Source organism: Candidatus Omnitrophota bacterium (assembly GCA_016209275.1).
Taxonomy (GTDB): Bacteria; Omnitrophota; Gorgyraeia; order Aquiviventales; family Aquiviventaceae; genus JACQWM01.
The window spans coordinates 23,818-49,996 of record JACQWM010000028.1; the positions used below are offsets into that span (position 1 = coordinate 23,818).

The 26,179-nt window shown below is 61.6% G+C and carries 27 protein-coding genes; all 27 read left to right on the forward strand.

Annotated features, from left to right (window positions below):
* Positions 1 to 26: 26 nt before the first annotated feature.
* Positions 27 to 1,604 carry a phosphoglycerate dehydrogenase gene (locus tag HY737_04070; GenBank protein ID MBI4597561.1) on the forward strand — a complete coding sequence of 526 codons (1,578 nt, stop codon included), beginning with the start codon at positions 27 to 29 and terminating at the stop codon, positions 1,602 to 1,604.
* 107 nt (positions 1,605 to 1,711) lie between these two features.
* Positions 1,712 to 2,998 (forward strand): adenylosuccinate synthase, encoded by a 1,287-nt coding sequence (locus HY737_04075; protein ID MBI4597562.1) that lies wholly within the window; start codon positions 1,712 to 1,714, stop codon positions 2,996 to 2,998.
* 25 nt (positions 2,999 to 3,023) lie between these two features.
* The gene (locus HY737_04080) at positions 3,024 to 3,692 is read left to right on the forward strand and encodes an OmpA family protein (GenBank protein ID MBI4597563.1); all 669 of its coding nucleotides are present in this window, start codon (positions 3,024 to 3,026) and stop codon (positions 3,690 to 3,692) included.
* 91 nt (positions 3,693 to 3,783) lie between these two features.
* Positions 3,784 to 4,101: a hypothetical protein gene (locus tag HY737_04085; protein MBI4597564.1), complete on the forward strand. Its 318-nt coding sequence runs from the start codon at positions 3,784 to 3,786 to the stop codon at positions 4,099 to 4,101.
* 52 nt (positions 4,102 to 4,153) lie between these two features.
* Positions 4,154 to 4,879 carry an isoprenyl transferase gene (locus HY737_04090; protein MBI4597565.1) on the forward strand — a complete coding sequence of 242 codons (726 nt, stop codon included), beginning with the start codon at positions 4,154 to 4,156 and terminating at the stop codon, positions 4,877 to 4,879.
* Entirely contained in the window at positions 4,880 to 5,758 is an 879-nt protein-coding gene (locus HY737_04095; protein MBI4597566.1) for a phosphatidate cytidylyltransferase, read from the forward strand.
* 1 nt (position 5,759) lies between these two features.
* Complete coding sequence (locus tag HY737_04100) at positions 5,760 to 6,929, forward strand: 1-deoxy-D-xylulose-5-phosphate reductoisomerase (GenBank protein ID MBI4597567.1); 1,170 nt, start codon at positions 5,760 to 5,762, stop codon at positions 6,927 to 6,929.
* A 4-nt stretch (positions 6,930 to 6,933) separates the two neighbouring features.
* Positions 6,934 to 8,013, forward strand: coding sequence for an RIP metalloprotease RseP (gene rseP / locus HY737_04105; protein MBI4597568.1), 1,080 nt, complete (start codon positions 6,934 to 6,936; stop codon positions 8,011 to 8,013).
* 62 nt (positions 8,014 to 8,075) lie between these two features.
* On the forward strand, positions 8,076 to 9,191 hold the full coding sequence (gene ispG, locus HY737_04110) for a flavodoxin-dependent (E)-4-hydroxy-3-methylbut-2-enyl-diphosphate synthase (protein MBI4597569.1): 1,116 nt from the start codon (positions 8,076 to 8,078) through the stop codon (positions 9,189 to 9,191).
* A gap of 12 nt (positions 9,192 to 9,203) precedes the next feature.
* Positions 9,204 to 9,869: a nucleotidyltransferase domain-containing protein gene (locus HY737_04115; GenBank protein MBI4597570.1), complete on the forward strand. Its 666-nt coding sequence runs from the start codon at positions 9,204 to 9,206 to the stop codon at positions 9,867 to 9,869.
* Positions 9,850 to 10,260, forward strand: a complete 411-nt coding sequence (locus tag HY737_04120; GenBank protein ID MBI4597571.1) for a HEPN domain-containing protein — start codon at positions 9,850 to 9,852, stop codon at positions 10,258 to 10,260. The genes HY737_04115 and HY737_04120 overlap by 20 nt, the downstream gene beginning before the upstream one ends.
* Positions 10,261 to 10,275: 15 nt before the next feature.
* Positions 10,276 to 11,997, forward strand: coding sequence for a proline--tRNA ligase (locus HY737_04125; protein MBI4597572.1), 1,722 nt, complete (start codon positions 10,276 to 10,278; stop codon positions 11,995 to 11,997).
* Between the two features lie 64 nt (positions 11,998 to 12,061).
* Positions 12,062 to 12,526, forward strand: coding sequence for a ribosome maturation factor RimP (locus tag HY737_04130; protein MBI4597573.1), 465 nt, complete (start codon positions 12,062 to 12,064; stop codon positions 12,524 to 12,526).
* A 10-nt stretch (positions 12,527 to 12,536) separates the two neighbouring features.
* Positions 12,537 to 13,829, forward strand: a complete 1,293-nt coding sequence (gene nusA / locus HY737_04135) for a transcription termination/antitermination protein NusA (protein ID MBI4597574.1) — start codon at positions 12,537 to 12,539, stop codon at positions 13,827 to 13,829.
* Positions 13,819 to 16,137 (forward strand): translation initiation factor IF-2, encoded by a 2,319-nt coding sequence (gene infB, locus HY737_04140; protein ID MBI4597575.1) that lies wholly within the window; start codon positions 13,819 to 13,821, stop codon positions 16,135 to 16,137. The genes nusA and infB overlap by 11 nt, the downstream gene beginning before the upstream one ends.
* A 5-nt stretch (positions 16,138 to 16,142) precedes the next feature.
* Positions 16,143 to 16,739 (forward strand): hypothetical protein, encoded by a 597-nt coding sequence (locus HY737_04145; GenBank protein MBI4597576.1) that lies wholly within the window; start codon positions 16,143 to 16,145, stop codon positions 16,737 to 16,739.
* A 7-nt stretch (positions 16,740 to 16,746) separates the two neighbouring features.
* Positions 16,747 to 17,802, forward strand: coding sequence for a tryptophan--tRNA ligase (gene trpS / locus HY737_04150; protein MBI4597577.1), 1,056 nt, complete (start codon positions 16,747 to 16,749; stop codon positions 17,800 to 17,802).
* A 1-nt stretch (position 17,803) separates the two neighbouring features.
* Entirely contained in the window at positions 17,804 to 18,520 is a 717-nt protein-coding gene (locus tag HY737_04155) for a segregation/condensation protein A (protein ID MBI4597578.1), read from the forward strand.
* Positions 18,521 to 18,527: 7 nt separating this feature from the next.
* The gene (gene scpB, locus HY737_04160; protein ID MBI4597579.1) at positions 18,528 to 19,091 is read left to right on the forward strand and encodes an SMC-Scp complex subunit ScpB; all 564 of its coding nucleotides are present in this window, start codon (positions 18,528 to 18,530) and stop codon (positions 19,089 to 19,091) included.
* Complete coding sequence (locus HY737_04165) at positions 19,057 to 19,353, forward strand: chorismate mutase (GenBank protein MBI4597580.1); 297 nt, start codon at positions 19,057 to 19,059, stop codon at positions 19,351 to 19,353. The genes scpB and HY737_04165 overlap by 35 nt, the downstream gene beginning before the upstream one ends.
* A gap of 24 nt (positions 19,354 to 19,377) precedes the next feature.
* Positions 19,378 to 20,214 carry a prephenate dehydratase gene (pheA, locus tag HY737_04170; GenBank protein ID MBI4597581.1) on the forward strand — a complete coding sequence of 279 codons (837 nt, stop codon included), beginning with the start codon at positions 19,378 to 19,380 and terminating at the stop codon, positions 20,212 to 20,214.
* Positions 20,215 to 20,240: 26 nt separating this feature from the next.
* Positions 20,241 to 21,329: a histidinol-phosphate transaminase gene (locus tag HY737_04175; GenBank protein ID MBI4597582.1), complete on the forward strand. Its 1,089-nt coding sequence runs from the start codon at positions 20,241 to 20,243 to the stop codon at positions 21,327 to 21,329.
* A 24-nt stretch (positions 21,330 to 21,353) separates the two neighbouring features.
* Positions 21,354 to 22,370 (forward strand): 3-deoxy-7-phosphoheptulonate synthase, encoded by a 1,017-nt coding sequence (gene aroF, locus HY737_04180; protein ID MBI4597583.1) that lies wholly within the window; start codon positions 21,354 to 21,356, stop codon positions 22,368 to 22,370.
* Between the two features lie 181 nt (positions 22,371 to 22,551).
* Complete coding sequence (locus HY737_04185; GenBank protein ID MBI4597584.1) at positions 22,552 to 23,352, forward strand: prephenate dehydrogenase; 801 nt, start codon at positions 22,552 to 22,554, stop codon at positions 23,350 to 23,352.
* Complete coding sequence (locus HY737_04190; GenBank protein ID MBI4597585.1) at positions 23,345 to 24,028, forward strand: (d)CMP kinase; 684 nt, start codon at positions 23,345 to 23,347, stop codon at positions 24,026 to 24,028. Before HY737_04185 ends, HY737_04190 begins: the two co-directional genes overlap by 8 nt.
* Entirely contained in the window at positions 24,025 to 24,687 is a 663-nt protein-coding gene (locus tag HY737_04195) for a 1-acyl-sn-glycerol-3-phosphate acyltransferase (GenBank protein ID MBI4597586.1), read from the forward strand. The genes HY737_04190 and HY737_04195 overlap by 4 nt, the downstream gene beginning before the upstream one ends.
* Positions 24,684 to 26,179: 30S ribosomal protein S1 (locus HY737_04200; protein MBI4597587.1), on the forward strand; the 1,496-nt coding region annotated here is incomplete at its 3' end. The genes HY737_04195 and HY737_04200, both read left to right, overlap by 4 nt.

Consider the following 26,179-nt stretch of genomic DNA (forward strand, 5'->3'; position numbering starts at 1 on the left):
ACCGAGCGAAGAAAGAGACGGCACAGCTGAAGGTGCTGATTGCGGATCATCTGTCGGAGGATGGGATCAAGATTCTGAAGTCGGAAAAGGGGTTAGCGGTTGATATCAAAACTGGCCTCTCGCCCAAGGATCTCGCGGAGATCATCGAGCCGTATGACGGGCTGGTGGTGCGCAGCGCGACCAAAGTGACGGCTGAGGTCATCGCCAAGGCCAAGAACCTGAAGGTCATCGGGCGCGCAGGGGTCGGCCTCGACAATGTCGACGCGGAGGCGGCGACCAAGCGCGGCATCATCGTCATGAACGTGCCGGCCGGCAACACGATCTCCACGGCCGAGCATACGATGAGCATGATCATGGCCTGCGCGCGCAGCATTCCCCAAGCCGATGCGCATGTGCGATCCGGGTTGTGGGAGCGCTCGAAATTCGTGGGGACCGAGCTCTTCGGCAAGACGCTGGGCATCGTCGGGTTCGGCAAAATCGGCTCCGAGGTGGCGAAGCGCGCGCAATCCTTCGGCATGCGGGTGATCGCGTACGACCCCTTTCTCTCATCCGAACGCGCGCAGCAGCTTGAGATTCAACTGACGGACTTAAAGACCCTCTACCAGGAAGCCGATTTCATCACGGTGCATACGCCGCTGACGGCCGAAACGAAGCACATGATCGGCGAGAAAGAAATCGCCATGATGAAATCCGGCGTGCGGCTCATCAACTGCGCGCGAGGCGGCATCATCGATGAGGCGGCCCTCAAGACGGCGATCGATGAGGGCAAAGTCAGCGGAGCCGCGATCGATGTGTTCGAGGAAGAGCCGCCGAAAGACAATCCGCTCTTCAAGCTGTCCAAAGTCGTCTGCACGCCGCATCTTGGGGCCTCGACGCAAGAGGCGCAGCTCAATGTGGCCATTGAAGTGGCGAAGCAGGTGGCCGATGCGCTCTTAGGCCGCGGCATCCGCAATGCGGTGAACATGCCCTCCGTGGATGCGAAGACGCTGCAAGTGCTGCAGCCGTACATCATCCTCGGCGAGCGGCTGGGGTCGCTCGCCTCGCAGCTGGCCGGCCAAATCGCCGAGGTGCGCGTCACCTATGTGGGCGAAGTGACCTCGCACGATACGTCGCCAGTCACCCTCGCGATCCTCAAAGGCATTCTGCAGCCGATGGTGGGCGAGAATGTGAATTACGTGAATGCGTCGCTGATCGCCGCCGAGCGCGGCGTCAAAGTGGTGGAAGCGAAAGCGAGCCGGATGGAAGAATTCGCCAATGTGCTCGCCCTCGAGGTGCTCAGCGATGGAAAAACATTGACGCTGCAGGGCACGCTCTCCGCGCGCCGCCAGCCGCGCATCGTGAAGATTGACAAGTATTTCGTGGAGGCCACACCGGAAGGCTACATGCTGATCCTGAAAAACCAGGATAAGCCGGGGTTGATCGGCAGCCTCGGCACGCTGCTCGGGGCGGCGAAGATCAACATCGCGGGCATGACGAACGGGCGCGATGAGCCGGGTGGCACGGCCATCACCGTCATCAACATCGACAACGCGATCCCTCCCAAAGTCATGGAGCAAGTGAAGAAACTCAAGCATGTGCTGGATGCAAAACTGATCAAACTATGACGAAACGGCGATCCAGGACACATGACACATGACCCGTGACCCATGACTTTTCTGTGTGGCTTTAGTCATGAGTCTTGGGTCATGAGTCATGTGTCGCAGTGAGAGAGATGAATACAGTAGTTGTGGGAGCTCAATGGGGCGATGAAGGCAAGGGCAAAGTCATCGATGTCCTTTCCGAAGAGGCGGACATCCTCATCCGCTACCAGGGCGGCCACAACGCAGGACATACCGTCATCGCCGATGGCGAAGAGTTCATCTTCCACCTCATCCCCTCCGGGCTGCTCCATCAGGGGAAAATCGGCTTGATCGGCAATGGCGTCGTCATCGATCCTGAGGCGCTGCTGGCGGAAATGAAGAAACTCGCCGTGCGCGGGATCGATGTGCAGCAGGCCGTGAAGATCGCCGATACCGCCCATGTCATTCTGCCCTACCATAAGCGTCTTGATCTGCTGGAAGAATCCACACGGGTCGGGCGCATCGGCACGACCGGCCGCGGCATCGGCCCGTGCTATGTTGATAAGATTGCCCGCGCGGGCATCCGCATCGTAGATTTGTGCGATCCGAAGACCTTCGCGCTGAAGCTGCGCGCCAATATCGAGGAGAAGAATCGCGTCTTCGCCGCGCTCTACCACGAGCCGCCCATGTCGTACGACGACCTCTATGAGCGCTATCGCGGCTACGGAGAGCGGCTCGCCCCGCACGTGGTCAATGGCCCGCGCTTTTTGCGGGACGCGATGCGCCGGAAGAAGCGTCTGCTCTTTGAGGGCGCGCAGGGCACGTTGCTCGATATCGACCATGGCACCTATCCCTATGTGACGTCCTCCAATGCCATCGCCGGCGGAGCCTGCACGGGCGCTGGGGTGCCGCCGACGGCCATCGATCGCGTGCTGGGCGTCGTCAAAGCCTACACCACGCGCGTCGGCGAAGGCCCGTTTCCGACGGAATTTCCTCCCGCGCTGATGGAGCAGATCCGCACCAAGGGCAAGGAATTCGGAGCCACCACCGGACGGCCCCGCCGGTGCGGATGGTTTGATGCCGTGGTGGCCCGCCATGCGGTGGTCGTCAATGGCTGCGATGCGATCGCCGTGACGAAGCTCGATGTGCTCGATGAGATGGACACCATTCAGATTTGCACGGGCTACCGGGACGAGGCAGGCGGTTCCCGCCTGATCGAAGAGTTCCCCTCGGATATCGCGCAGCTCTCCCGTGTTGCCCCGGTGTACGAATCGCTGCCTGGCTGGAAGGCCGAAACCTGCGATGCGGCCTCCTTCGACGATTTGCCTAAAGCCGCCCAGCGCTATGTCCAGCGGCTCGAGCAGCTCTTGGAGGTGTCTATTGGTTTGATTTCGACCGGCTCAAAGCGAGAACAGGTGTTCAAGACAAGCCATTGGTAGTAGAATACAGCGACAGGAGGTCGGAATGTTGCGGCGTTGGCTCGTGATGCTCGTGGTGGTTGGTCTGACGGCTGGTTGCGCGGTGAATTTTGCCAAACGCTCGCCCTGGGATATCCAGCAGCTTGCGGAGCTCAGCGACCAGCTGGAGCAATTCAAGACGCTCGCGCAATTGAAGGCTGAGGAGGCGGATCAGTTGCGCAAGGCGAAAGAGATGCTGGAGCAGCAGCTCTCGGCGACCGATGCCAAGGTGGGCTATGACGACCGCGGCCTCGTGACGCGGGTCCACGATGCGGTGCTGTTTGATTCCGGCAAAGCCCAGCTGCGCGGCAGCGCGCATCGCGTGCTGGGCCGTGTGGCCACCGTCCTTCGGCAATTTCCGAATCAGCCGATCGGCATTGAGGGGCACACGGATAACCAGCCGATCAAGCGTTCCGGGTGGGCGGATAATTACGCGCTGGCAGCGGCGCGCGCCAACGCCGTAGCCGACCATCTGGCCACCGCGCACCAGATCGATCGCCGGCGCATTACGACGATCGGGTATGGCGAAGAGCGCCCCATCGCCTCCAACGACACGGCGGAGGGCCGTCAGAAAAACCGGCGCGTCGAAATCATCATGATCCCGAATCAAGCATCAGGCAAAGCGTATGAGCAGGAAGCGGAGCGGGTGTCGAACCACGCGCCGTATAGTAAGTGAAATGACTATATGGGTGATTACACATTGATCTGTGTAATCGCTTTTCATAATCTGTGTAATCATAATCTACGATTGGAGCGAGTATATGGCGATGCCTCGAAGAACGATCCTCATTTGGTCTGGGTTAGGGGGGCTGACGGTGGTGCTGGCGGTGGCTCTGGCTTGGGTCGGCACGCACTTAGACCAGGCCCGCATTGACCAGGAGCAGCTGGAAGAGGACTACGACAGCCTGCAAGTCGATTTCGATGACGTCCAGGCCCAGCGAGATGAGCTCGCGAAGAAGGCCGAGGAGCACATCAAGACGATTGAGCAGCTGCAAGCCGAGCTGGAGCGCGCGCGCAAAGCCTCGGCATCTGCACCCGCGGCTGCTCCGGCGGCGCCATCAACGCCGGCAACGACCGCACCCTAAGGAGCGTCCACGGGCCGCCGGCTGGCGGCCGTGGGCGTCTTTGTGTCAGGCGATGGACGACGCACAGCACATACCACGCCACATCGCGATCATCATGGATGGCAACGGCCGCTGGGCTGGGGCGAGGGGATTGCCACGGATCATCGGCCATCAGCGGGGGGCTGCGGCCGTCCGGCGGATTGTCGAGGCCTCCTGCGAGCTGGGTGTTCGCGTGCTCACCCTCTACGCGTTCTCATGGGAGAACCGCCTCCGCCCCCCCGAGGAAGTGGGCGAGCTGATGCGGCTGCTGGAGCATTTTATTCACGCGGAGACGCCGAGGCTGCTCGCCAACGGGATTCGGCTGCGGGCGGTTGGCCGGCTGCACGAACTTCCCCCAGGCGTCCATGCGAGCCTCGCAGCAGTCATGGAGCGGACGGCGGCGTGCCGCCGCATGACCTTGAGCCTTGCCCTGTGTTACGGCGGCCGCCAAGAGCTCGTGGATGCCGCGCGGGAGATTGCGCGCCGCGTCCGCGCTGGCACCGTCTCCCCTGAGGCGATTGACGAGGCCATGATCTCCAGCGTTCTGTATGCGCCGGATCTCGGCGATCCTGATCTGCTGATCCGCACCTCCGGGGAGCAGCGGCTCTCCAACTTTCTGCTGTGGCAGTCCTCGTATACCGAGCTGTACGTCACACCGACCCTGTGGCCCGATTTTTCGATTGAGGATCTGAGGCAGGCGATCGACGCCTACAGACGGCGCGATCGGCGATTTGGTCAAGTGGAGACGGCAACGGCCTAAATGGCGAATCTCTACCGGCGGTTGGTGGGAGCGGCCGTGTTGATCGGGTTAGTCGTCGCCACCCTGTTTTACTTCCCCCTCTGGGTCTATCCGCTGGTGATCGGGGGGTTTGTGGCCGGAGCGCTGTACGAATTTTTCACCATGGTGCGCCATCGGGGCATTTTGGTGCACCGGCCGCTGTCCATCGGGCTCGGGTTGGTTTTCACCGCGTTGGTGGCGTGGCGCTCGCTCGTCAAGCCGGGGTTGATGCCGACGACGATTCTGGGTCCCGGCATGAGCGCGATCAGCTGGATGTGGGATATTTTCTGGCCGGCCACGATCATCATCATTTTCATTCGGCAGTTTACGCGGGAAAACACGTTCGAGGCGCTGGGCGGGTTGGCCACGACCTTGTTTGGGCTGGCCTATGTGGCGGCCTTGATGAGTTATTTTTTCTACCTTCGCGCGATGAAGGGCATCGATGGGCGGCTGCTGGTGGCGTATCTCATCCTCGTCACCAAAATGGGCGATGCAGGCGCGTATGCCATCGGCAACCTGATCGGCCGGCACAGCCTGATCCCTCGGATCAGCCCGAAGAAAACCGTTGAAGGATTGCTCGGGGCGATTCTTGTCAGCGCCGCCACCGCGGTCATCGCGGAGCCGCTCTTGGGGCATCAGCCCATCTTCGGCCGGATGCCGACGATGCCGCTGAGCCTCGGCCTTGGAGCGCTCATGGGATTATGCGGCCAGTTCGGAGATCTGGCGGAGTCGCTGCTGAAGCGCGATTGCCAAGTGAAAGACACCGGCTCGCTCATCCCCGGCCTGGGCGGCGTGTTGGATGTGCTCGATAGCCTCCTCTTCACCGCGCCCCTCTTCTATGGCATCCTCATCTATGGCTGAGATGAAGCGAGTCGCGGTGCTGGGCTCAACTGGGTCGGTGGGGCGCAACACGCTGGAGGTGATTGCCGCCCATCCCGAGTGTTTGCAGTTGGTCGGGATTGCCGCGCGCTCGCGAGTGGATCTCGTGGCTGAGCAGATGGAGCAGTACGGGCCCTCGCTGGTCTGCGTGTGGGAAGAGCAGGCGGCGAAGCGGCTCGAGCTGATCGTCGACGGCGCGCAGATCATGTCAGGCATGGCGGGGCTCACGGAGCTGGCGACCCATCCTGATGTCGACGTGGTCGTCGTGGCGACCTCCGGCCACGAGGCGCTGATACCCCTCGTGCGCGCGATCCAAGCCGGCAAGCGCATCGCCCTGGCCTCCAAAGAGCTGCTGGTGATGGCCGGCGAGCTGATCATGCGCTTGGTGCGGGAGCATGGCACGAGCCTGGTCCCCATCGACAGCGAGCATGCCGCGCTCTTTCAATGCCTCCAGCGGGTGGCGAAGGAGGAGGTGGCCCGGTTGATCGTGACCGGCAGCGGCGGGCCCTTATGGAAGCTCTCGCCGGCCCAGCGGAAACTCGTGACGCACACCGACGTCTTAGCGCATCCCAAGTGGCTGATGGGGCCGAAGATTACGGTCGATTCAGCAACGCTGATGAACAAGGGGCTGGAGATCATCGAAGCGCGGTGGCTCTTCGATAGGCCCCTGGCGCAGCTGCAGGTCGTCATTCATCCTGAGGCGGTGGTGCATGCCATCGTGGAGCTGCGGGACGGCACGTGGCTTGCCCAGATGAGCCCGTGCGACATGCGGCTGCCGATCCAGTATGCGCTGAGCTACCCGGACCGGTGGGAGAATGCGTTGCCTCGATTAGCCATCACGCAGCTGGGTTCGCTCACGTTCGCTGAGCCGGATCTGGAGCAATTTCCGTGCTTCGCGCTGGCCCTGGACGCCGCCACGGCCGGCGGGACGGCGTGCGCAGCGCTCAATGCGGCCAATGACGTCGCCGTTCGAGCCTACCTCAAGGAGCGCCTGCCCTTTCACGAGATTCCGCGCGTCATCGAGGAGACGATGCGCTGCCACACGGCGATGGCGCATCCGACCCTGGATGACATTCTTCGCGTCGATGCCTGGGCCCGCGCCACCGCCCAGGAGCTGATTGGCCAACACACGGAGCATTGCGCCACGTCGTAAGCCTATGTCAGCCATCATTTCTATTTTCATCCTGGGGATTCTTGTGATCGTGCACGAGGCCGGCCACTTTGTGGTGGCCCGGTGCGCTGGCGTGCGCGTGCTGCGCTTTTCGATGGGTTTCGGCCCGCGCCTGCTGACGTGGACGCGCGGGCACACCGAATATGCGGTCAGCGCCATTCCCCTCGGCGGCTACGTGAAAATGGCCGGCGAACAAGGCGAGGAGCGGCAGCACCAGCCATGGGAATATCTGTCCAAACCGATCGCCACGCGCGGCCTGATTGTGTTTGCCGGCCCGTTCGTGAATTATCTTGTCGCCCTGGTGAGCCTCTGGGCCGTCTTCGTCATCGGCTACCCGGAGCTGCTGCCGGTGGTGGGCAAGCTCGTGCCCCAGATGCCGGCGGCCTTGGCCGGTCTTCAACCGGACGATCGCATCGCCTCCGTCGACGGCCAGCCGCTGGCCAGCTGGGAGCAGATGACGAAGATCATCGCGCGCTCCCCTGAGCGCCCGCTGGCCTTCGTGATTCAGCGGCAGCAGGCCACCTTCTCCGTGGCGATCACGCCCAAAGCGAAATCCCTCACCGATTTTTTAGGCCAAACCAAAACCGTCGGGCAAATCGGCATCTCGCCGAGCGGGGCGTTTCAGTCAACGCGCCTCGCTCCCTTCGCGGCCGCCACGCGGGCGGTGACACAGCAAAACGAGTGGCTGCAGCAGACCTTGATGGCGTTGCTGTCGATGGTGACGGGGCGCTTGTCGGTGCGCGACTCGGTCACCGGGCCCATCGGGATTGTCATGCTCACCTCTGAAGCGGTGAAGCTGGGTATTAGCCCGGTGCTCTTTCTGGTGAGCCTTTTCAGCTTGAGCCTTGCGGTCTTTAATCTCTTTCCCATCCCGATTCTCGACGGAGGCCACCTGCTGTTTCTCGCCTTGGAGCAGCTGCGCGGACGGCCGATCAGCCTCAAAGTGCAGGAGCGCTCCGCCCAGGTGGGGTTTGCGCTGCTCATGTCCCTCGTGCTCGTCGTCTGCGCCAACGACCTCTCCCGCTTAGGAGTATTCGACAAAGTCGCCGGCTGGTTCCACCGCTAACGATTCAGGCGATATCAGATAAGAAATGGCCATTTCATATCTGATATCGAATGGAGACGCTGATGATTCGACGCAAGACGAGACAAGTCAAAGTCAAAGACCTCCTCATCGGAGGCGGAGCGCCGGTGTCGATCCAGTCGATGACGAAGACCGACACAACGGACATCGAGGCCACATGCCGGCAGATCCGAGCGCTGGCCACGGCGGGCTGCGAGCTCGTGCGCGTGGCGGTGCCGACGATTGAGGCGGCTGATGTGTTGCCGGAGATCCGGCGCGAGTGCCACAACGTGCCGCTCGTGGCTGACATCCATTTTCATCCGCAGTTTGCGATCGCAGCACTTGAGGCGGGCTTTGACAAAATCCGATGGAACCCGGGCAATATTAGGAATGCGAGAGCGGTTCGGCAGGTCGTGGATCGGGCGAAAGAGCGAGGGGTGCCGATTCGCGTCGGGGTCAATGTGGGGTCGCTGGATCCAGAATGCGAGGAAGAGTATTCCGGGAACCTGATTGAAGCGATGGTGCACAGCGCGCTCAGGTCCGTGCGATTGCTCGAGACCTTTGATTTTTATGACATCGTGCTCTCGCTCAAATCCTCCGACGTCCTGCAGATGATGGCCGCGTATCGGCGGATGAGCCAACTGTGCGACTATCCGTTTCATCTCGGCGTGACCGAAGCCGGGCTGCTCGAAGCTTCAACGGTGAAATCCTCCATCGGCATCGGTGCCTTGCTTGCCGAGGGCATCGGGGATACGATTCGCGTGTCCATCACCGGCGATCCGGTCGATGAAGTGAAAGTCGCGCAGCGGATTCTCTCCTCGCTTGAGCTGCGCCGCTTCGGCACCAACGTCATCGCGTGTCCCTCGTGCGGCCGCTGCCAGATCGATGTGATCGGCATTGCCAAAGAGGTCGAGCAGCGGCTGCAAGCGCTGGCCCAGAGCGAACCGCGCGCGCTGGCACTGACCGTTGCGGTGATGGGCTGTGTCGTCAATGGGCCAGGGGAGTCGGCGCATGCGGATGTGGGCATGGCCGGCGGCGGGGGTATTGGCATCATCTACCGGAAAGGGGTGGCGGTCCGCCACGTCGCCGAAGCCGAGCTCATCGACGCTCTCCTCGATGAAGTCCGCCTCGTCCTCCAAGAAGCACCCTTGACAGCCGCCGGGGCACGTGGTATTGTTTAATCTATTAAACACGTGTTTAATAGATTAAACAATACGATGCAATTCCACCAGCCGATCAACGCGATCCTCAACGATGAGCGAAAGGTTAAGCTGCTTCGCTTTCTCTGCCGCAAGGGCGGACAGTGGAGCGGGCGGCGTCTGGCCGATGAGCTCTCGCTCAACCCCGTGATGACGCATCGAGCGTTGCGAGCGCTCCATCAGGCCACCATCTTGGATTTCCGCAAAGTCGGCGCGAGCTTCGTCTATTCGCTGCGAGAGGATCATTATCTCGTTCAGGAGCTCTTGAAGCCCTTATTTGCGCGAGAGGCCGCTGCCAAGGAGCGCTTGCGCACCGTATTGCGTCGGGGCTTGGGCAAGGAATTGAGTGCTGAGATCGTGAGCGTCGCACTCTATGGGAGCCTGGCGCGTGGAGAAGAGCGGCCGATGAGCGACATCGACGTGTTCATCCTTGTTCGATCGGCGAAAGGAAAACCGCAGGCGCAGAAGCGGATGGAGCGCGTCTGGACTGACGTCACAAGAGCATTTGGCAATTCGGTGGCTCCGTATATTCAGACCGCGCATGAAGCGCAACAGAAGTCTCAACAACAACTCGCGGTGTTCCAGAGCATCCTCAAGGATCATGAGCTGCTGTGGGGACAACCGTTGAAGGACGTCTTGGATGGCCGCGCGACCTCATAAGGTCCGGCGTGTCGAACGAGTAGCAGCCAGCCGCTACCTGAAGAAGGCGACTGAATTTTTCGAGTCGATGCGGCAGGCGATGGCGTCGAGTCGCTGGAACGCGGTGGGCTTGAATGCCGTGCACTGTGCCATTTCAGCGTGCGATGCGGTTTTGGTATACTACACCGAACAGCGCTCGGCCAGCCCGGATCATGAATCAGCGGTCTATCTGCTCAGCGCGTTGGCGAAAGTCCCTGAGGTGAAGCAGAAAGCCGAGACGCTGCGGCGGATCGTTCATGAAAAACACCTCATCGAGTATGAAGATCGTTCCTTTACCGCCCATGAAGCGGCCGAAATCGCCAAACTCACCGACCGCTTCTTCCACTGGGCGGAAGATGTGGTGAAGCCATAAGGGCATTGACCGTTCATGAAGTGGTCCAGATATTTTCTGCCAACACTCAGAGAAGATCCGAAAGATGCCGAGTCGATCAGCCATAAGCTGATGGTGCGGGCGGGTTTGATCCGCCGGCTCGGCTCCGGCGCCTACTCGTATCTGCCGTTTGGGTTGCGCGCGCTGCAGAAGGCCATAGCCATCGTCCGCGAAGAAATGAATCGAGCCGGAGCGCAGGAGCTGCTGATGCCGGTCCTTCAGCCGACCGAGCTGTGGAAGCGCACCGGCCGCTACGAGCTGCTCGGCGATGTGCTCATCACGTTCAAAGACCGCACCGACAAGGAAATCGCCCTCGGCCCGACTCACGAGGAAGTCGTCACCGACTTGCTCAAAGAAATCCGTTCGCCCAAGCATCTCCCCATGACGGTCTACCAAATCCAAAACAAATTCCGCGATGAGCCAAGACCGCGCGGCGGGGTGATCCGCTCGAAAGAATTTTTGATGAAAGATGCGTACAGCTTCGACGCGGATCACGAAGGGCTTGGCCGCAGTTATGACGCCATGGCCAAGGCCTACCACCGGATTTTTACTCGCTGCGGGCTGAAGTTCCTGGCCTGCGAGGCGGATCCCGGGATGATGGGCGGCTCAGGCTCGCAAGAGTTCATGGGGCCGGCCGAGTGCGGGGAGGATCGCGTCGTGAAATGCACCACGTGCGACTACGCAGCAAACCTCGAAGCTGCCACGTGCCCACCTTCCACCTTCCACCTTCCACCTTCGACCGAGCGGCCACAGCCGCTCCAGGTGGTGAAAACGCCAGGCAAGCACAGTGTCAAAGAGGTCAGCGAATTTCTCAAGGTGCCATCGAGCGCATTGATCAAAACCCTGATCTACGACGTTGAGAAAGAGCATGTCGCGGTGCTGGTGCGCGGCGATCATGACGTGAATGAGGCCAAGCTGGCCCGGGTCCTCACGTCAGCGCACGTGAAGCTCTCCGATGCCAAGACGATTGAGCGGCTTTCGGGCGCCCCGATGGGTTTTACCGGGCCGGTCAAGCTGGGTGGGGTCACGCTCGTGGCGGATCATGCGGTGATGCGCATGGTCAACGCGGTCACCGGAGCGAATGCGGCCGAAGCCCATATGATCAATGTGAACCCCGGCCGAGATTTTACCGTGACTACTGAGGCCGATCTTCGGATGGTGACTGAAGCCGATGCATGCCCGAAGTGCGGAGGGCGCTTACGTTTTGTGAAAGCCATCGAAATCGGCCACGTGTTTAAGCTCGGCACCAAATACAGCCAAGCCCTGGGGGCGGAATTCCAAGCTGCGGATGGGGCGGTCAAACCCATGGTCATGGGCTGCTACGGCATCGGGGTCAACCGCATCCTCGCCACGGCGATTGAGCAAGGCCATGACGCCGCTGGTATCATCTGGCCGGTTAACCTCGCCCCCTTTCAGGTGGTGATCAGCATCATGGAGCATGACAACGCTGAGCAGGGCAAGGTTGGCGAAGCGCTGTATGAGGCGCTCGGCAAGGCCGGTCTTGAAGCGCTGCTGGACGATCGTCAACTCTCTGCGGGCGTGAAGCTTAAGGATGCCGACTTGATTGGCATTCCCGTTCAAGTCGTCATCGGCAAAGTCTGGCAGGCCGAGCGAAAAGTGGAAGTCGTCGAGCGAGCCAGCAAACAGAAGGTTCAGGCAGAGCCGAGCCAGCTTGCGGCAACGATCCGCCAGTGGCTTGACAAGGCATCCTCTTCGTAGTATTCTACGATTTACCATAGCAAGGCCACAAGTGGGGTATCCCCCACTTTTTTATTCTCCAGCGATGCCAATAGAGGAAGCGCAGGTGGCGCAGATTCACGCGTTGGTTGAGCCGATTCTGGCGGAGGCGGGGATGGAGCTGGTGGAGCTGACCTGCCGCCCCCAAGGCCGCCAGGCGCTGATCCGGTTGCTTGTGGATCGGCCGGGCGGTGTCACGCTGGCGAACTGTGCCAGGGTCAATCAGCACATCAGCAACGCCTTAGAGCAGGCCAACATCATTGACAGCAGCTATATCGTGGAGGTGTCTTCGCCGGGGCTGGATCGCCCGCTGACGACCAAGCGGGATTTTGAGCGAGCGCTCGGAGAAGAGGTGCGCATGGAGCTGTTGACGGACAACGGAAAGACCAAAGAGCTGATGGGCATCATTCTGGCGGTCCAGCCGGAGGCGGTGGTGGTCAAGACGCCGGCTGGCAACGTCACGGTCCCATTCACCCAGATCACCGTCGCGAAAAAAGCGCTGCGATGGTAGGACGAGGACGATGAGCAGTAGAGAATTGCTGACCATTCTTGAGTCGATTGAGCGGGACAAAGGCGTCGACCGCGAGGTCCTGATCCAAGCGGTTGAGGCGGCGGTGGCGACGGCGGCCAAAAAGAGCGAAGGGGTCAGCGAGGAAACGGAGGCGAGTGCCACCTTTGACCGCAAGACCGGCAAACTCACCGTGATCGTCGCCGGCAAGGAGATTGACTCTGCGCACCTGACCCGCATCGCCGCGCAAACCGCCAAGCAGGTGATCATCCAAAAAATCCGCGAAGCGGAGCGGGACGTCATCTTCAACGAATTCCAGGGCCGCGTCGGCGATATCATCACCGGCTCCGTGCACCGGTTTGAGCGGGGTGATATCATTGTGGAGCTGGGCCGGACCGAAGCGGTGCTGCCGAAATCCGAGCGGATCCCGCACGAAGAGTATCACCAGGGCGACCGCCTGCAAGGGTATGTGCTGGACGTCCGCAAGAGCGCGAAAGGGCCTGCGGTGGTGCTCTCGCGCACGCACGACAACTTCATCCGCGGGCTCTTCGCCCTTGAGGTGCCGGAGATCGGCGAGGGCATCGTGGAGATCAAGGGGATCGCTCGCGAGGCCGGCGACCGGACCAAACTCGCCGTCGCGTCGGGCGATGACAAGGTGGATTGCGTGGGGGCCTGTGTGGGCATGCGCGGCACCCGGGTGAAAAATATCGTCCGCGAGCTGCACGGAGAAAAAGTCGACATCATCCGCTGGCATGAGGATCCCAAGGAATTCATCGCCGCCTCGCTGTCTCCGGCGAAGATCGCCGATATCGAGCTGCATGCCGACGCGCATGATGCGCTGGTGATCGTTGATGATGATCAGCTCTCGCTCGCCATCGGCAAGAAAGGCCAGAATGTGCGGTTGGCGTCGAAGCTCACCGGCTGGCAGCTTGACATCAAGAGCCGCTCGCAGTTAGCACAGAGCGGCCAGGCGGACGCGCCCTTGCGCAGCCTGCCTGGCGTCGGTCCCTTATTGGAGCAGCGGCTGAACGAGGCCGGCATCACGAAGGTCGCCCAGCTTGCGGCCAAGACCCTGGAGCAGCTCACCGCGATTAAAGGCATCGGCGAAAAAACCGCCGAGAAGCTGCTGCAGTCGGCAAAGGCATCCCTGAGTCAGCCGCCGTCAGGCGGTCCTGCCTCGCCGTCAGGCGGAGCCGCCGATCGGAGTCCCAAGGTTGACGGCGGCGAGACGACGGAGGCCGCCCAACCTCCCGCGAAGGCCGAACCTGAACAGGAAGGGACGCCAGAGGCATCGAATGAAAGTTAGCGAACTCGCGAAAGCCTTGCATCTGAGCTCGAGCGAGCTGTTGGTCAAGCTCAAAGCCCTGCGGGTGAGAGCCGCGAGTGCTACGAGCACGCTGGATGCGGATGCGGTCAACCGCGTGCGCAAAGCGCTGACGGTGCGCGCCCCAGCCAAAAAGGCCGCTCCCGCCGCAAAGGCCTCGGTGAAGAAATCGACAAAAGCGCCCCCCGCAAAGGCCGCCGCCAAAACGGCGGTCTCGGCGGCCAAGACCTCAGCCGCAGCGAAAGCCGCTCCGACGGCGCCATCGGTCCCCCGAGCGGCCGTCGCAAAGTCCGCTGAGCCCATCATCAAGCCGGCCCGGCCCGTCGCCACGGCCCCGTCGTCGGCGGCGCCCGCTCGCCCAGCGGCGGCGCCATCGCTTCATCTGGCACCGGCGGCCCGTGGTGCGCGCGCCGCGGCGGCCACCCTGGCCCCGCCGAAACCGAAACCGCCGGCTCCTGTCGCGCCATCCGCCAAGCCCGCGCCGTCACCGGAAGCGCTTACGGCACCGCCTGCTGCCGCCGAGACTCCGGCAGCGCCCAAGCGGCTTGAGCTGCGATTTCCAGTGACGGTTAAGGATCTTGCGCAGGCCATGGGGATGAATGCCAGCGAGCTGATCAAATATCTCATGCAGCAGAAGATCTTCGCCTCACTGCTGCACCCGCTGAACGAGGCGGTGGCGACCAAGGCAGCGCAGGCGTTTCACTGGGAGGTGGCCCCGCAGCCGACCCTCGAAGAGCAGCTGCTGCAGGCGGCGGAGCCGGATCCCGCGCATCTCGCACCGCGCGCTCCGGTCGTGACCTTCATGGGGCACGTTGATCACGGCAAGACCAGCCTGCTGGATGCGATCCGCGAAGCGAAAGTGGCCGAGCGGGAAGCCGGAGGCATTACGCAGCATATCGGCGCCTATGAAGTCTTGCTGGACAAGGGGCGCGTGACATTTCTCGATACCCCCGGCCATGAAGCGTTCAGCGCGCTGCGGGCTCGAGGAGCGAATATCACCGATATTGTCGTGCTGGTTGTGGCCGCGGATGACGGGGTGATGCCGCAAACGGTCGAAGCGATCAACCATGCAAACGCCGCCGATGTTCCCATCGTGGTGGCCATGAACAAAATGGATAAAGCGGAGGCGAATCCCCAAAAACTGAAGCAGCAGCTGACACAGCACGGCCTCATCGCGGAAGACTGGGGCGGCAAGACGATCATGGTGCCGGTGTCCGCGCGCAGCCGGCAGGGCATCGACCAACTCTTGGAAATGCTGCTGCTCGAAGCGGAATTGCTGGAATTGAAAGCCGATCCGACGTGCCCCGCCTCGGGCGCGGTGATTGAAGCCAAGCAAACGAAAGATCGCGGGCCGGTGGCGACCCTGCTCGTGCAGCACGGCACGCTGCGCATCGGCGAGACGATCGTGATCGGCCACCTCATCGGCCGGGTGCGCGCGATGGTGGATGATCGCGGTCACCGCGTCAAGGAGGCCGGGCCGTCAAAACCCATCGAGGTGCTCGGCCTGCCCGAGGTGCCGCAGGCCGGCGATCGGTTCCTCATCGTGCCGGATGATAAGCTGGCCCGGCAGCTGGCCGAACACCGGCAAACCCGGAAAGACCTGCAGGCGGTGCTGCATCCAAAACGCATCACGCTAGAGGAGCTGCACCAGCGCATCGCCGAAGGCAAGCTCAAGGAGCTCCGATTGATTCTGAAGGCCGATGTCCAGGGTTCGCTCGAGGCTATTGTGCAGAGCCTGCAGAAGCTAGATGCTGAGAAGCACGAAGTGTCGTTTAAGATGCTGCACATCGGCGTGGGGGACATCAACGAATCGGATGTGATTCTGGCGGCGGCGTCTGACGCGATTGTCGTGGGATTTCACGTCGGGGTCGATCTGAAAGTGCAAGTGCTGGCGGCGACACAGGGTGTTGATCTGCATATCTATCAGATTATTTATGAGCTGGTCGGGGCCATCAAGGCGGCGATCGAAGGATTGCTGGAGCCGACCATTGAAGAGCTCTTCGTGGGCCGCGCCGAGGTGCGCAAGATCTTTCCGACCTCGAAGGGCCTGGTGGCCGGGTGCATGGTGACGAAGGGCAGCGTGCGCCGCGACTGCACGATCCGCGTCATCCGCGGCAAGGATCGGCTGGCGGAGACCACCATCGGCAGCCTGAAGCGCCTGAAGGATGATGCGCGCGAGGTGCAGGAAGGCGTTGAGTGCGGGGTGCTGTTAGCGCATGCCACGAACCTGCAAGTCGGCGATCTGCTGGAAGCGTGGGAATTGAAGAAGGTGGCGAGAAAGTTGGACTAGTGCCCATGGCTCGGATGGTGTTGGCGGCAGTCGTGAGCGCGTTCATCGGGAGCCTGATGTGCGGCATGCAGGGCGAGGCCGCCAGCGCCGCATCCGATTCGGCCACGACCGGGGTGGCGTACGGCGTCTACGGGGTGGCCATGGCGGGGAAATTCCCCGGGCCAGAGAACGACGTGTCCGTCGCCGATGGGCACCGCCTGGAAGATGGCCGGCGCTTCGTGGTGGTGGTGGGCGATTCGAATACGGAGACGGTGTCCTCGCCGGATGCCGCCACTCCGCGGTCCACCCGCTATCTGACCTGGTTGACGTTTGAGTTTGCCGACCAAGCGGCGTACGGCACCTATACGCTCCCCGCCAAAGACGTTCGCGTCTATTACTCCGTGTTGGGGTTCGGCGCCACCCAGCAGGAAGAATTGTACAGCGAGAAGGTGACGGGGAGCGTGAGCATCGATGATGACAAGCGCATCATCGCATTTGATTTGGTGGTGTCGCTCGTGAGCCAGAGCGAGGCGTCTCAGCGCAGGCAGCGAAGCATTCGCGGGAAGTACGTGTTCCGCGTGCTGCCGCTCAAAGAGATGCGGTGGCCTTGGGGCTCCCGGTAACCTGCGCATGAAACAACGCGTGCTCAGCGGGATGCGGCCGACCGGCCAATTGCATCTCGGCCACTTGGTCGGGGCGCTGGCCAATTGGAACTCGCTGCAAGCGTCGTACGAGTGCTTCTTCATGGTCGCGGACTACCACGCGCTCATGAGCGAGTATGAGCACCCCCAACGCCTCCATGAATGGTCGCTGGAGAACGTGCGCGACTGGCTTGCCGCCGGCATTGATCCCTCCCGCAGCGTGATCTTCCGGCAGTCGGATGTCCCTGAGCACCTGGAGCTCTTCGCCATACTCGCCATGCTGACACCGTTAGGGTGGGTCGAGCGGGTGCCGACGTACAAGGAGCAGCTGCGGGAAATCCAGGGGAGGGATTTGGCCACCTACGGATTTCTCGGCTATCCGGTGCTGCAAGCGGCGGACATTTTGCTCTACAAGGCGCATGCGGTGCCGGTGGGCGAGGACCAGTTGCCGCACCTGGAGCTCGCGCGTGAGATCGTCCGGCGAATCCACTTTCTGCTGAAGCGCGAGATGTTTCCCGAGCCGAAAGCGCTGCTGACCGAAGCCCCGAAACTCCTTGGCACCGACGGTCGCAAGATGTCAAAAAGCTATGGCAACACGATCAATCTCTCGGAGTCAGCCGAGGGGATTCGCGCGACGGCGCAGAAGATGTTCACCGATCCGCTGCGCATCAAGCGCACCGATCCAGGGCACCCGGAGACGTGCAACGTCTGCAATTATCACAAGATGCTCAACCCGACCGGCTACCAGCCGTTTTGGGACGGCTGTCGCAACGCCACGCGGGGCTGTGTCGAGAATAAGCGCGACCTTGGCGAGCTGCTGGTTCAGCTGACCGAGCCGTTTCGCGCGGCGCGATCACGCGGCCCTTCGACGGGCGACATCGAGCGCATCTTGCGCGACGGCGCCATGCGGGCCCGCGCCGTGGCCCAGCAGACGATTCATGAGGTGAAGCAAGCCTTCGGCCTTATTGGCGGTGACCAAGTGGCCAAGTGGCCAAGTGGCCAAGTCATACCCGGCCACCCGGCCACCCGGCCACCCGGCCACTGAAATGCGGTACGAAGTCGATGCGGACATTTACGAAGGCTCCTTGTCGCTCCTCGTGGAGTTGACCAAGGCCAATCTCGTCGATGTGTTTCTCATCAAGCTGGTGGATCTTACCGAGCAATACCTGGAGCAGGTCAAGCGCTCCGGGATTGAGTTGAACGAGCTGGCGGAGCCGCTGCCGCTGCTGGGGATGCTCGTGGCGATCAAGGCCCGAGGCTTGCTGCCCCAGCCTCCGATGGTGGATGAGGAGGACGTCCCGGTCAGCCTTGAGGAGCTCGAGCGGAGACTCAAGGAGTACGAGCAGTTCAAGACCGTCGCGCAATTGCTCGCCGAGCTGCATGCCTTGCAGCACAAGCATTTTGGCCGCGCGCCGGCAGCGTGTACGACCGATGCCGGTGATGCCGCGGCGGCCCCTGCACCCGCGGAAGTCAGCCTCACCGATTTGATGGGGGCCTTCGGCCGCGTGCTGAAGAAAGCCGGCGCGCCGATCTATGAGGTGAACGTCGAGCCCTGGACCGTCGAGATGAAATTCACCGAGCTGCGCGTGCTCTTGACGGTGAAGCGGCACGTGCGTTTTCTTGATATTTTTACGCCGGAGAAAAGCAAATTGGAGCTGGTGGTGACCTTTTTGGCCTTGTTGGAGCTCATCCGCCAACGCATCGCCCGTGCCATCCAAGAATCCTCGTTTTCAGACATCACTATCACCGTGGTTTCGAGCTGAGGGGGGTATGGAACAGGTTGAACTGAAGCGGGTCATTGAAGGCTTGTTGTTTGTGTTCAGCGAGTCATTATCGGTGAAGCGGCTCAAGGACATTCTGCAGGATGCGGACGACACAGCGATCCGGCAGGCGGTAGAACACCTCAATGCCGAATATGCGGCGGCGAATCGCGCGTTCCGGATCCAAGACATCGCCGGGGGCTTGCACATGGTGACCGATGAGTCGCTCGCCCCCTGGATTCGCAAGGCGCTGCAGCCGCCCAAGCCGGATTCGGTCACATCGGCGACGATGGAAACACTCGCCATCATCGCGTATCGCCAGCCGATCACCAAAGCCGAAATCGAAGCGGTCCGCGGCGTTGATGCGACTGCTTCACTTGATACCCTCGTTGAGCGGCAATTTGTGAAAATGACCGGCCGAAAAGACACGCCGGGCCGGCCGTTTCTCTACGGAACCACCACGGAGTTTCTGCGCCATTTCGGGCTGACATCAATTGAAGCATTACCCAAAATGGCCACGCCCACGATTCAAGAGCCTCATGCCGAATCTGCCGTCGCTACGCCGTCGAATTGACCGGCTGGATGAGCAGCTCTTGCGCCTGCTGAATCAGCGGGCCGCTTTGGCACTCGCCATCGGCCGGATCAAGCATCGGCGCAAGTGGCCGGTGTTTGACGCGGCGCGCGAGGCCTCGGTGTTGAAGCACGTGGTCCACGCCAACCGTGGCCCGCTCTCGCCGCGGGCGGTCGAGCATGCGTTCCAAGCCATTTTGTGCGAGTGCCGCCGCCGTGAGCGTCGTTCTGCGAAACGGCGACGACAGAGTCCAGTGAGTAAGTGAGCGGGTGAGTCAGTGAGTGAGGGAATGCAAACCATCGCGTATTTGGGTCCTGAGCAGACGAACACGCACCTCGCCGCCAAGGCCCGCTTCAGAGCGCGAGCCCGGTATCTTCATGCGGCGACGATCGATGATGTGTTCCATCTGGTCGAGCGCCGGCAGGCCGACTACGGGGTCGTGCCTGTTGAGAATTCTTTGGAGGGGTCGGTCGCGCACACCCTGGATCGGTTTATCGATTTCGTGGATACGCCCGTGCGGATTCATGGAGAAGCCGAGCTCCTGGTCCATCACGCGCTCATCACAGCACCCAAGGCATCGCTCTCGCAGATTCGCACGGTCTACTCGCATCCTCAGGCGCTGGCGCAATGCCGTCGATGGCTCGATCATCATTTGCCGCGTGTGGCGCGCACGGAGACGAGCTCAACCGCCGATGCCGTCTGGATGCTCGTGCAGTTGCCAGCAGCACAGCGCCATGCGGTCGCCGCGATCGGCCGGGAGGAGCTCGCGCGCGAGCATCGGTTGCGCGCCATGCCGATTCCGGATGAGCGGGAGAACAAAACACGATTTCTCATTCTGGGTTTAGGCGAGCCAAAGCGCGGCCGCCGTAACAAGACGTCGATCCTCTTTGCGCTGAAGGATAAGCCGGGGGCCTTGCATGATGCGCTCGTGCCATTCAAGCACAACCGTATCAACCTGACGAAGATCGAGTCGAGGCCCTCGAAGCGCAAGGCCTGGGAGTATCTCTTTTTCATCGACGTCGACGGCCACATGAGCGAGCCGCGCCTGAAGAAAGCGCTGATAGCTTTAGAACGTTCGACGTCGTTACTTCGCATTTTAGGATCGTATCCAGTGACCAATAAATGACCAATAATCTGTGTAATCCGCATCAAATGATTGATACACGAGCGCGGGCGACGATTCGGAATTTGACGGCCTATCGGCCGGGCAAACCGATTGAGGAGGTCAAGCGAGAGCTCAAACTCTCCTCGGTCATCAAGCTGGCCTCCAATGAGAACGCGCTGGGGCCCTCGCCCAAAGCCGTGGCGGCCGCGCAGAAAGCCCTCAAGGATCTGCACCGGTATCCTGAGTCGACCTGCCCGCTGCTGCGCGCGAAACTGGCGAAGAAACTGCATGTCGATCCCTCAGCGCTGATCTTCGGCAACGGCTCGGATGAGCTCATCGTCCTCGCGCTACGGGCGTTTGTCGATCCGGGGGATGGCGTGGTGGTGGCGGCTCCAACCTTCCTGATCTACGAGCTGCAGGCCAAGGCCTGCGGGGCCAAGGTCGTGGTCGTGCCCTTGACGAATTATCGCTATGATCTTCCGGCGATGCGAGCACGGATCACCGCGGATACGAAACTCGTCTTTATCGCCAATCCGGATAACCCCACCGGCACCTATGTCACACGGCAGGAGGTGCTGGCCTTTGTGCGCGATCTGCCGCGCCATGTCCTGGTGTTCATGGATGAGGCGTACTATGAGTTTGCGGATGCGCCGGATTATCCGCAGACGATTCCGCTGATTGAGCAGCATCCGCTCATCGTGACGCGGACGTTCTCAAAGGCGTATGGACTCGCTGGGCTGCGCATCGGCTATGGGATCGCGGAGCCAGCGGTGGTTGCGGCCATGGACGCCGTGCGCGAGCCATTTAATGTCAACTCGCTCGCCCAGGCCGCTGCGGTGGCAGCGCTTGATGATACAGCGTTTCTTGCCAAGACGCGCAAGCTCGTCGCTGACGGCAAGCGCTATCTGCTCAGAGAATGTGATCAGCTGAAGATCCGCTCGATTCCGAGCGCGACGAACTTTATCCTGCTAAAGCTTGGCCCGCGCGCGCCGGAGATTGCGCACGCCCTGTTGCAGCGCGGCGTGATCGTCCGCGAAATGAGCGGCTGGAAACTGACCGGGTGTCTTCGGATCACAATCGGCACGCCCGCTGAGAATCGAAAATTTATTCAGGAATTACGCCAGTGTTTACGTTAGTCGGCGCAGGATAAGGAGGGTGTCATGATTATCGTCTTAAAACCGGATGCAACGAAGAAACAGATCAATCATGTGATTGAGCGCATCAAGGCGCTTGGCCTCAAGCCCATGGTGTCCCAGGGCACCGAGCGCACCATCATCGGCGTCATCGGGCCGGAGGATCAGCTGCGCGTGCAGCCGCTGGAAGTGATCCCCGGCGTTGAGAAAGTGATGCCGGTGCTCAAGCCCTACAAGCTGGTCTCGCGGGAATTCAAGCCTGAGGCCAGCGTCATCGACGTAGGCGGCGATGTCAAAATCGGGGGCAAAGAAGTGGTGATCATGGCCGGGCCGTGTTCGGTGGAAAACCGGCAAATGCTGCAGGAGGTGGCGAAGGCGGTGAAGCACGGCGGCGCCAAAATTCTCCGCGGCGGAGCATTTAAACCGCGCACCTCGCCATATTCCTTCCAGGGGCTCGGCGAAGAAGGGCTGAAGCTGCTGCGCGAGGCGGCCCATGAGACCGGCCTGCGCGTGGTGACGGAGTTGCTCGATACGCGCGATTTGCCGCTGGTCGAGGAATACTCCGATATGATCCAGATCGGCGCTCGCAACATGCAGAACTTTGAGCTGCTGAAAGACGTGGGGCAGTCCAAGAAGCCGGTGCTGCTCAAGCGGGGTTTATCTGCGACGATCAATGAGTTTCTGCTGGCGGCGGAGTATATCTTAAGCCAGGGGAATTTCAACGTGATCCTGTGCGAGCGCGGCATCCGGACGTTTGAGACCGCCACGCGCTTTACGCTGGACTTGAACGCCGTGCCGGTCATCAAGAGCTTGTCGCACTTGCCGATCGTGGTGGATCCGAGCCATAGCACCGGCACGTGGGAATATGTCGGACCGATGGCCAAGGCCGCCATCGCCGCCGGCGCGGATGGGCTGATCATCGAAGTGCATCCGAATCCGGAAGTCGCACTTTCGGACGGGCCCCAGTCGCTGCTGCCCAAGAAGTTTGCTGCGCTCGTGACAGAAATTCGCAAAGTCGCCAAAGCGGTGGGTCGGACATTATGACGAAACGGCGACCCATGACACACGACGCATGCCCCATGACTAAAACAAAAACATATTTGGTCGTGTGTCATGTGTCTTGTGTCATATGTCATATGTCATGCGTCATGGGTCATGAATCGTGGGTCGCATTAATCGATCAATGACACACTTTAAGCAAGTCACGATCGTAGGACTTGGACTCATGGGCGGGTCGCTCGGCATGGCGATTCGCAAGAAACGGCTTGCCCATGAGGTCGTTGGTTGGAGTCGTAAACCCGCAACACTTCGCCAGGCCAAAGCCTCCGGTGCAGTCACCTGGGGTACGACCGACCTGCGCAAGGCGGTGGCCGATGCCGACCTGGTCGTCCTGGCCACACCGGTCGATGTGATGCTCCCGCTCGGCCCGCGGATCGCACGATCCATGAAGCCAGGCAGCATCCTCACTGATGTCGGCAGCACCAAAGAGGCGATCGTGCATGCGCTGGAGCGCGCGCGGCGCCGCGGCGTGGCGTTTGTCGGAGCACACCCCCTGGCCGGCTCCGAGCGGCGCGGGATTCGGGCGGTTCAAAAGAATCTTTACGATGGCTCACTGTGCATTGTGACCACAACCCGACGCACGAATCGAGCCGCGTTAGCTCGTGTCCGGCGGTTCTGGGCCGCGATCGCCGATCGAGTGATCATGATGGATCCCGCGCGCCACGATCAGCTGCTGGCCGAAGTCAGTCACGTGCCGCATGTGATGGCCTTCTGCCTCATGGCCGCCACCGAGCCCAAGGCCTTAGCCATCGCGCCTCGCAGTTTTCTCGACGGCACGCGCGTCGCCAAAAGCGATCCGGCTTTGTGGGAGGCGATCTTTTTGACGAACCGCGGCCAGATCACCGCGGCCATGCGGCGATTCGAGCGGACGTGGCAGCAGCTGCGCAAGCACCTCGCCTGGAGCGATCGTCCGGCCCTGCGCCGATTGCTGCGCGCAGCAAAAGCCAAACGTGATGCCCTTGACTAGGCCACTGGTGGTGACCATCGACGGTCCGGCCGGCGTGGGGAAGAGCACGGTGGCAAGATTGCTAGCCAAGCGGCTGGGGTTGCTCTATTTGGATACCGGTGCGACCTACCGATCGCTGGCCTACGCGGCCCTGCATGCCGATTTGAATCCCATCACGGACGCCAAGCAGGTCGCACGGTTGGCTAAGGCCCTTCCGCTTCGGCTGCGGCAAGATCCTGACGTCGGCTTGCGCGTCTTCTTGCGCGGGCACGACATCACCACGAAGATCCGGACGGAAGAAGTGACCGAGGCCGCCGCCCAAGTCTCCCAGGAGCCGGCGGTCCGTTCCGCCATGGTGGCGTTGCAGCGTCGGCTCGCGAACCACCAAGGCATGGTTGTTGAAGGCCGCGATACCGGCTCGGTGGTGTTTCCTCAGGCACCGCACAAGTTTTTCCTCAACGCGGATCCGGCCGTCCGGGCTCGGCGGCGCCAATCAGAGCTGGCCCGTCTCTACGGGACCAAGCCGCCCATGATCCAAGTGAAGGAGCAGCTGCATTTCCGCGATCATCTGGATCGCAATCGCCGCGTGGGCCCGCTCGTGAAGCCGCGGGGGGCCGTGACGATCGATACGACCCGCCTGACGATTGCCCAAGTGATCCGGGCAATGCTCCGGCATATCGCGCATCCCCGCGCATGACGGTCGCACAGGCCGTCCCGTATCAGCTCAGCCGGCTCCTGCTGTGGCTGGTGTTTCGCGGCGCCTACGGCCTGTCCGTCCGCGGGCAGCGCCATGTGCCGAGGCGTGGTCCGTGCATCCTCGCCGGCAATCATGTCAGCTATCTCGATCCGCCGCTGCTGGGGGTGGCGTGCCCGCGCCCCATCGATTTTATGGCGCGCTCCAGCCTCTTTGCGAAGCCGTTGTTGGGCGCGTATCTGCGCTCCATTGGGGCGGTGCCGTTGCGGCGCGGGGAAGCGGATCTGGGCGCGCTGCGCGCGGCCATCGTCAAGCTCCGCCGAGGAGGCGTCGTGGCGATCTTTCCGGAAGGCACTCGCCAGCTCTCAGGCCGGTTAGGCCAGGCCAAGCGCGGTGTTGGCCTGCTGGCCATGGCGGCGAAAGCCCCGATTGTTCCGGCGGTGGTGCAGGGCACCTTTGAGGCGATGGGGCCGACGGGGCCGCTGCGCCTGCGACGCTCAAAAATTTCCGTTGCGTTCGGCCCGCCGATCCCCTATACTCTTGGGTCTACGGTTTCCGGGGCCTCTCGCAATGCCCACCAACAGCTTGCGGAGGCCGTGACAACGGCGTGGCGCCAACTGGCCGCCCAGTTGAGCAGCCCAACAACCCTCAAGACGAGATGATGACCGAGGAAACAACCGAAACGCTCTCCGATCTCTACGCGCAGAGCATGCGCTCCATCGCCGAAGGGCAGATCGTCAAGGGCCGCATCATCGCGGTCAACCCTGCGGACGTGGTGGTGGACATCGGCTTTAAGTCCGAAGGCTCGATCAACCGGCTCGAGTTCTCCGATCCCCAGAGCCTGAAAGTCGGCGATGAGGTCGAAGTGCTAGTGGAGAAGATCGAGGATGAGCAGGGCATGGTCATCCTCTCCAAGCACAAGGCCGACCGGCAGAAGGGCTGGGAGCGGATCGTCAACAACTGCAAGGAAGGCGACATCATCGACGGCCGGCCCCTCCGTAAGGTCAAAGGCGGGCTCATGGTGGATATCGGCATCGAGGCGTTCATGCCGGCCTCCCTCGCCTCCCTGAAAGGCTACGCGAATCTGGATTCCCTCGTCGGCCAGGGCCTGAAGTTCATCATCATCAAGATCAGCCGCTCCCGCAAAAACATCGTCGTGTCCCACCGCGATTACCTCCTCAAAGAGAAAACGCAGATCCGCCAGAAGCTCATCGAGTCGCTGACCGTCAGCGAACGCCGCGCCGGCACCGTGAAGAACCTGACCGATTTCGGCGCGTTCATCGATTTGGGCGGCATCGACGGCCTGCTGCACATCGGCGACATTTCCTGGGGGCGCATCGGCCACCCCTCCGAGGTCCTTTCGGTCGGCCAGAAGCTGGACGTGATCGTGCTGGCCATTGACCGGCAGGCCAACAAGGTGTCCTTGGGGCTGAAGCAGCTCTTTCCGAGCCCCTGGCAGCACGCCGAGGAAAAATATCCCGTCAATACGAAAATCAAGGGGAAAGTGGTAAACCTCGTGCCCTACGGCGCCTTCGTTGAGGTGGAGCCAGGCATCGAAGGCCTCGTGCACATCTCGGAGCTGTCCTGGTCCAAGCGCGTCAATCATCCCTCCGAGCTGTTGCAGGTGGGGCAGGAAATCGAAGCGGTGGTGCTGGCGGTTGACGCCAAGAACCAGCGGCTCTCGCTGGGGATGCGCCAGGCCGCCGGCGATCCGTGGCAGACCGCGGCCGAGAAATACAAGCCGCAGGCCGTGGTCATGGGCCGGGTGCGGCAGCTCACCGATTATGGCGCATTCATTGAGTTGGAAGACGGCCTTGAAGGCATGCTGCACAATGAAGATATTTCCTGGACCCGCAAGATCAACCACCCCTCCGAGGTCCTCAAGAAGGGCAAGATGGTCGAAGTGATGGTTGTCACCTGCGAGCCGGACAACCACCGGATTACGCTTGGCATGAAGCAGATGATGTCGGATCCCTGGCCGCAGCTGATTCAGCAATTCCAGCTCGGTTCATCGGTGGAAGGCACGGTGACGAAGGTCGCCGGTTTCGGACTGTTCGTGGAAATCGCGAAAGATGTGGAAGGGCTCATGCATCTCTCCGAGCTTGAGCTGGGACAGAACGAGAAAGTGGAAGAGCGCTACAAAGTCGGCACCAA

Excerpts from the sequence above, each read along its gene's own strand:
- HY737_04075 (MBI4597562.1), top strand. The coding sequence starts at position 1,712 with ATGAATACAGTAGTTGTGGGAGCTCAATGGGGCGATGAAGGCAAGGGC.
- HY737_04080 (MBI4597563.1), top strand. The coding sequence starts at position 3,024 with ATGTTGCGGCGTTGGCTCGTGATGCTCGTGGTGGTTGGTCTGACGGCT.
- HY737_04085 (MBI4597564.1), top strand. The coding sequence starts at position 3,784 with ATGCCTCGAAGAACGATCCTCATTTGGTCTGGGTTAGGGGGGCTGACG.
- HY737_04090 (MBI4597565.1), top strand. The coding sequence starts at position 4,154 with ATGGACGACGCACAGCACATACCACGCCACATCGCGATCATCATGGAT.
- HY737_04095 (MBI4597566.1), top strand. The coding sequence starts at position 4,880 with ATGGCGAATCTCTACCGGCGGTTGGTGGGAGCGGCCGTGTTGATCGGG.
- HY737_04100 (MBI4597567.1), top strand. The coding sequence starts at position 5,760 with ATGAAGCGAGTCGCGGTGCTGGGCTCAACTGGGTCGGTGGGGCGCAAC.
- rseP (MBI4597568.1), top strand. The coding sequence starts at position 6,934 with ATGTCAGCCATCATTTCTATTTTCATCCTGGGGATTCTTGTGATCGTG.
- ispG (MBI4597569.1), top strand. The coding sequence starts at position 8,076 with ATGATTCGACGCAAGACGAGACAAGTCAAAGTCAAAGACCTCCTCATC.
- HY737_04120 (MBI4597571.1), top strand. The coding sequence starts at position 9,850 with ATGGCCGCGCGACCTCATAAGGTCCGGCGTGTCGAACGAGTAGCAGCC.
- HY737_04125 (MBI4597572.1), top strand. The coding sequence starts at position 10,276 with ATGAAGTGGTCCAGATATTTTCTGCCAACACTCAGAGAAGATCCGAAA.
- HY737_04130 (MBI4597573.1), top strand. The coding sequence starts at position 12,062 with ATGCCAATAGAGGAAGCGCAGGTGGCGCAGATTCACGCGTTGGTTGAG.
- nusA (MBI4597574.1), top strand. The coding sequence starts at position 12,537 with ATGAGCAGTAGAGAATTGCTGACCATTCTTGAGTCGATTGAGCGGGAC.
- infB (MBI4597575.1), top strand. The coding sequence starts at position 13,819 with ATGAAAGTTAGCGAACTCGCGAAAGCCTTGCATCTGAGCTCGAGCGAG.
- HY737_04145 (MBI4597576.1), top strand. The coding sequence starts at position 16,143 with ATGGCTCGGATGGTGTTGGCGGCAGTCGTGAGCGCGTTCATCGGGAGC.
- trpS (MBI4597577.1), top strand. The coding sequence starts at position 16,747 with ATGAAACAACGCGTGCTCAGCGGGATGCGGCCGACCGGCCAATTGCAT.
- HY737_04155 (MBI4597578.1), top strand. The coding sequence starts at position 17,804 with ATGCGGTACGAAGTCGATGCGGACATTTACGAAGGCTCCTTGTCGCTC.
- scpB (MBI4597579.1), top strand. The coding sequence starts at position 18,528 with ATGGAACAGGTTGAACTGAAGCGGGTCATTGAAGGCTTGTTGTTTGTG.
- HY737_04165 (MBI4597580.1), top strand. The coding sequence starts at position 19,057 with ATGCCGAATCTGCCGTCGCTACGCCGTCGAATTGACCGGCTGGATGAG.
- pheA (MBI4597581.1), top strand. The coding sequence starts at position 19,378 with ATGCAAACCATCGCGTATTTGGGTCCTGAGCAGACGAACACGCACCTC.
- HY737_04175 (MBI4597582.1), top strand. The coding sequence starts at position 20,241 with ATGATTGATACACGAGCGCGGGCGACGATTCGGAATTTGACGGCCTAT.
- aroF (MBI4597583.1), top strand. The coding sequence starts at position 21,354 with ATGATTATCGTCTTAAAACCGGATGCAACGAAGAAACAGATCAATCAT.
- HY737_04185 (MBI4597584.1), top strand. The coding sequence starts at position 22,552 with ATGGGCGGGTCGCTCGGCATGGCGATTCGCAAGAAACGGCTTGCCCAT.
- HY737_04195 (MBI4597586.1), top strand. The coding sequence starts at position 24,025 with ATGACGGTCGCACAGGCCGTCCCGTATCAGCTCAGCCGGCTCCTGCTG.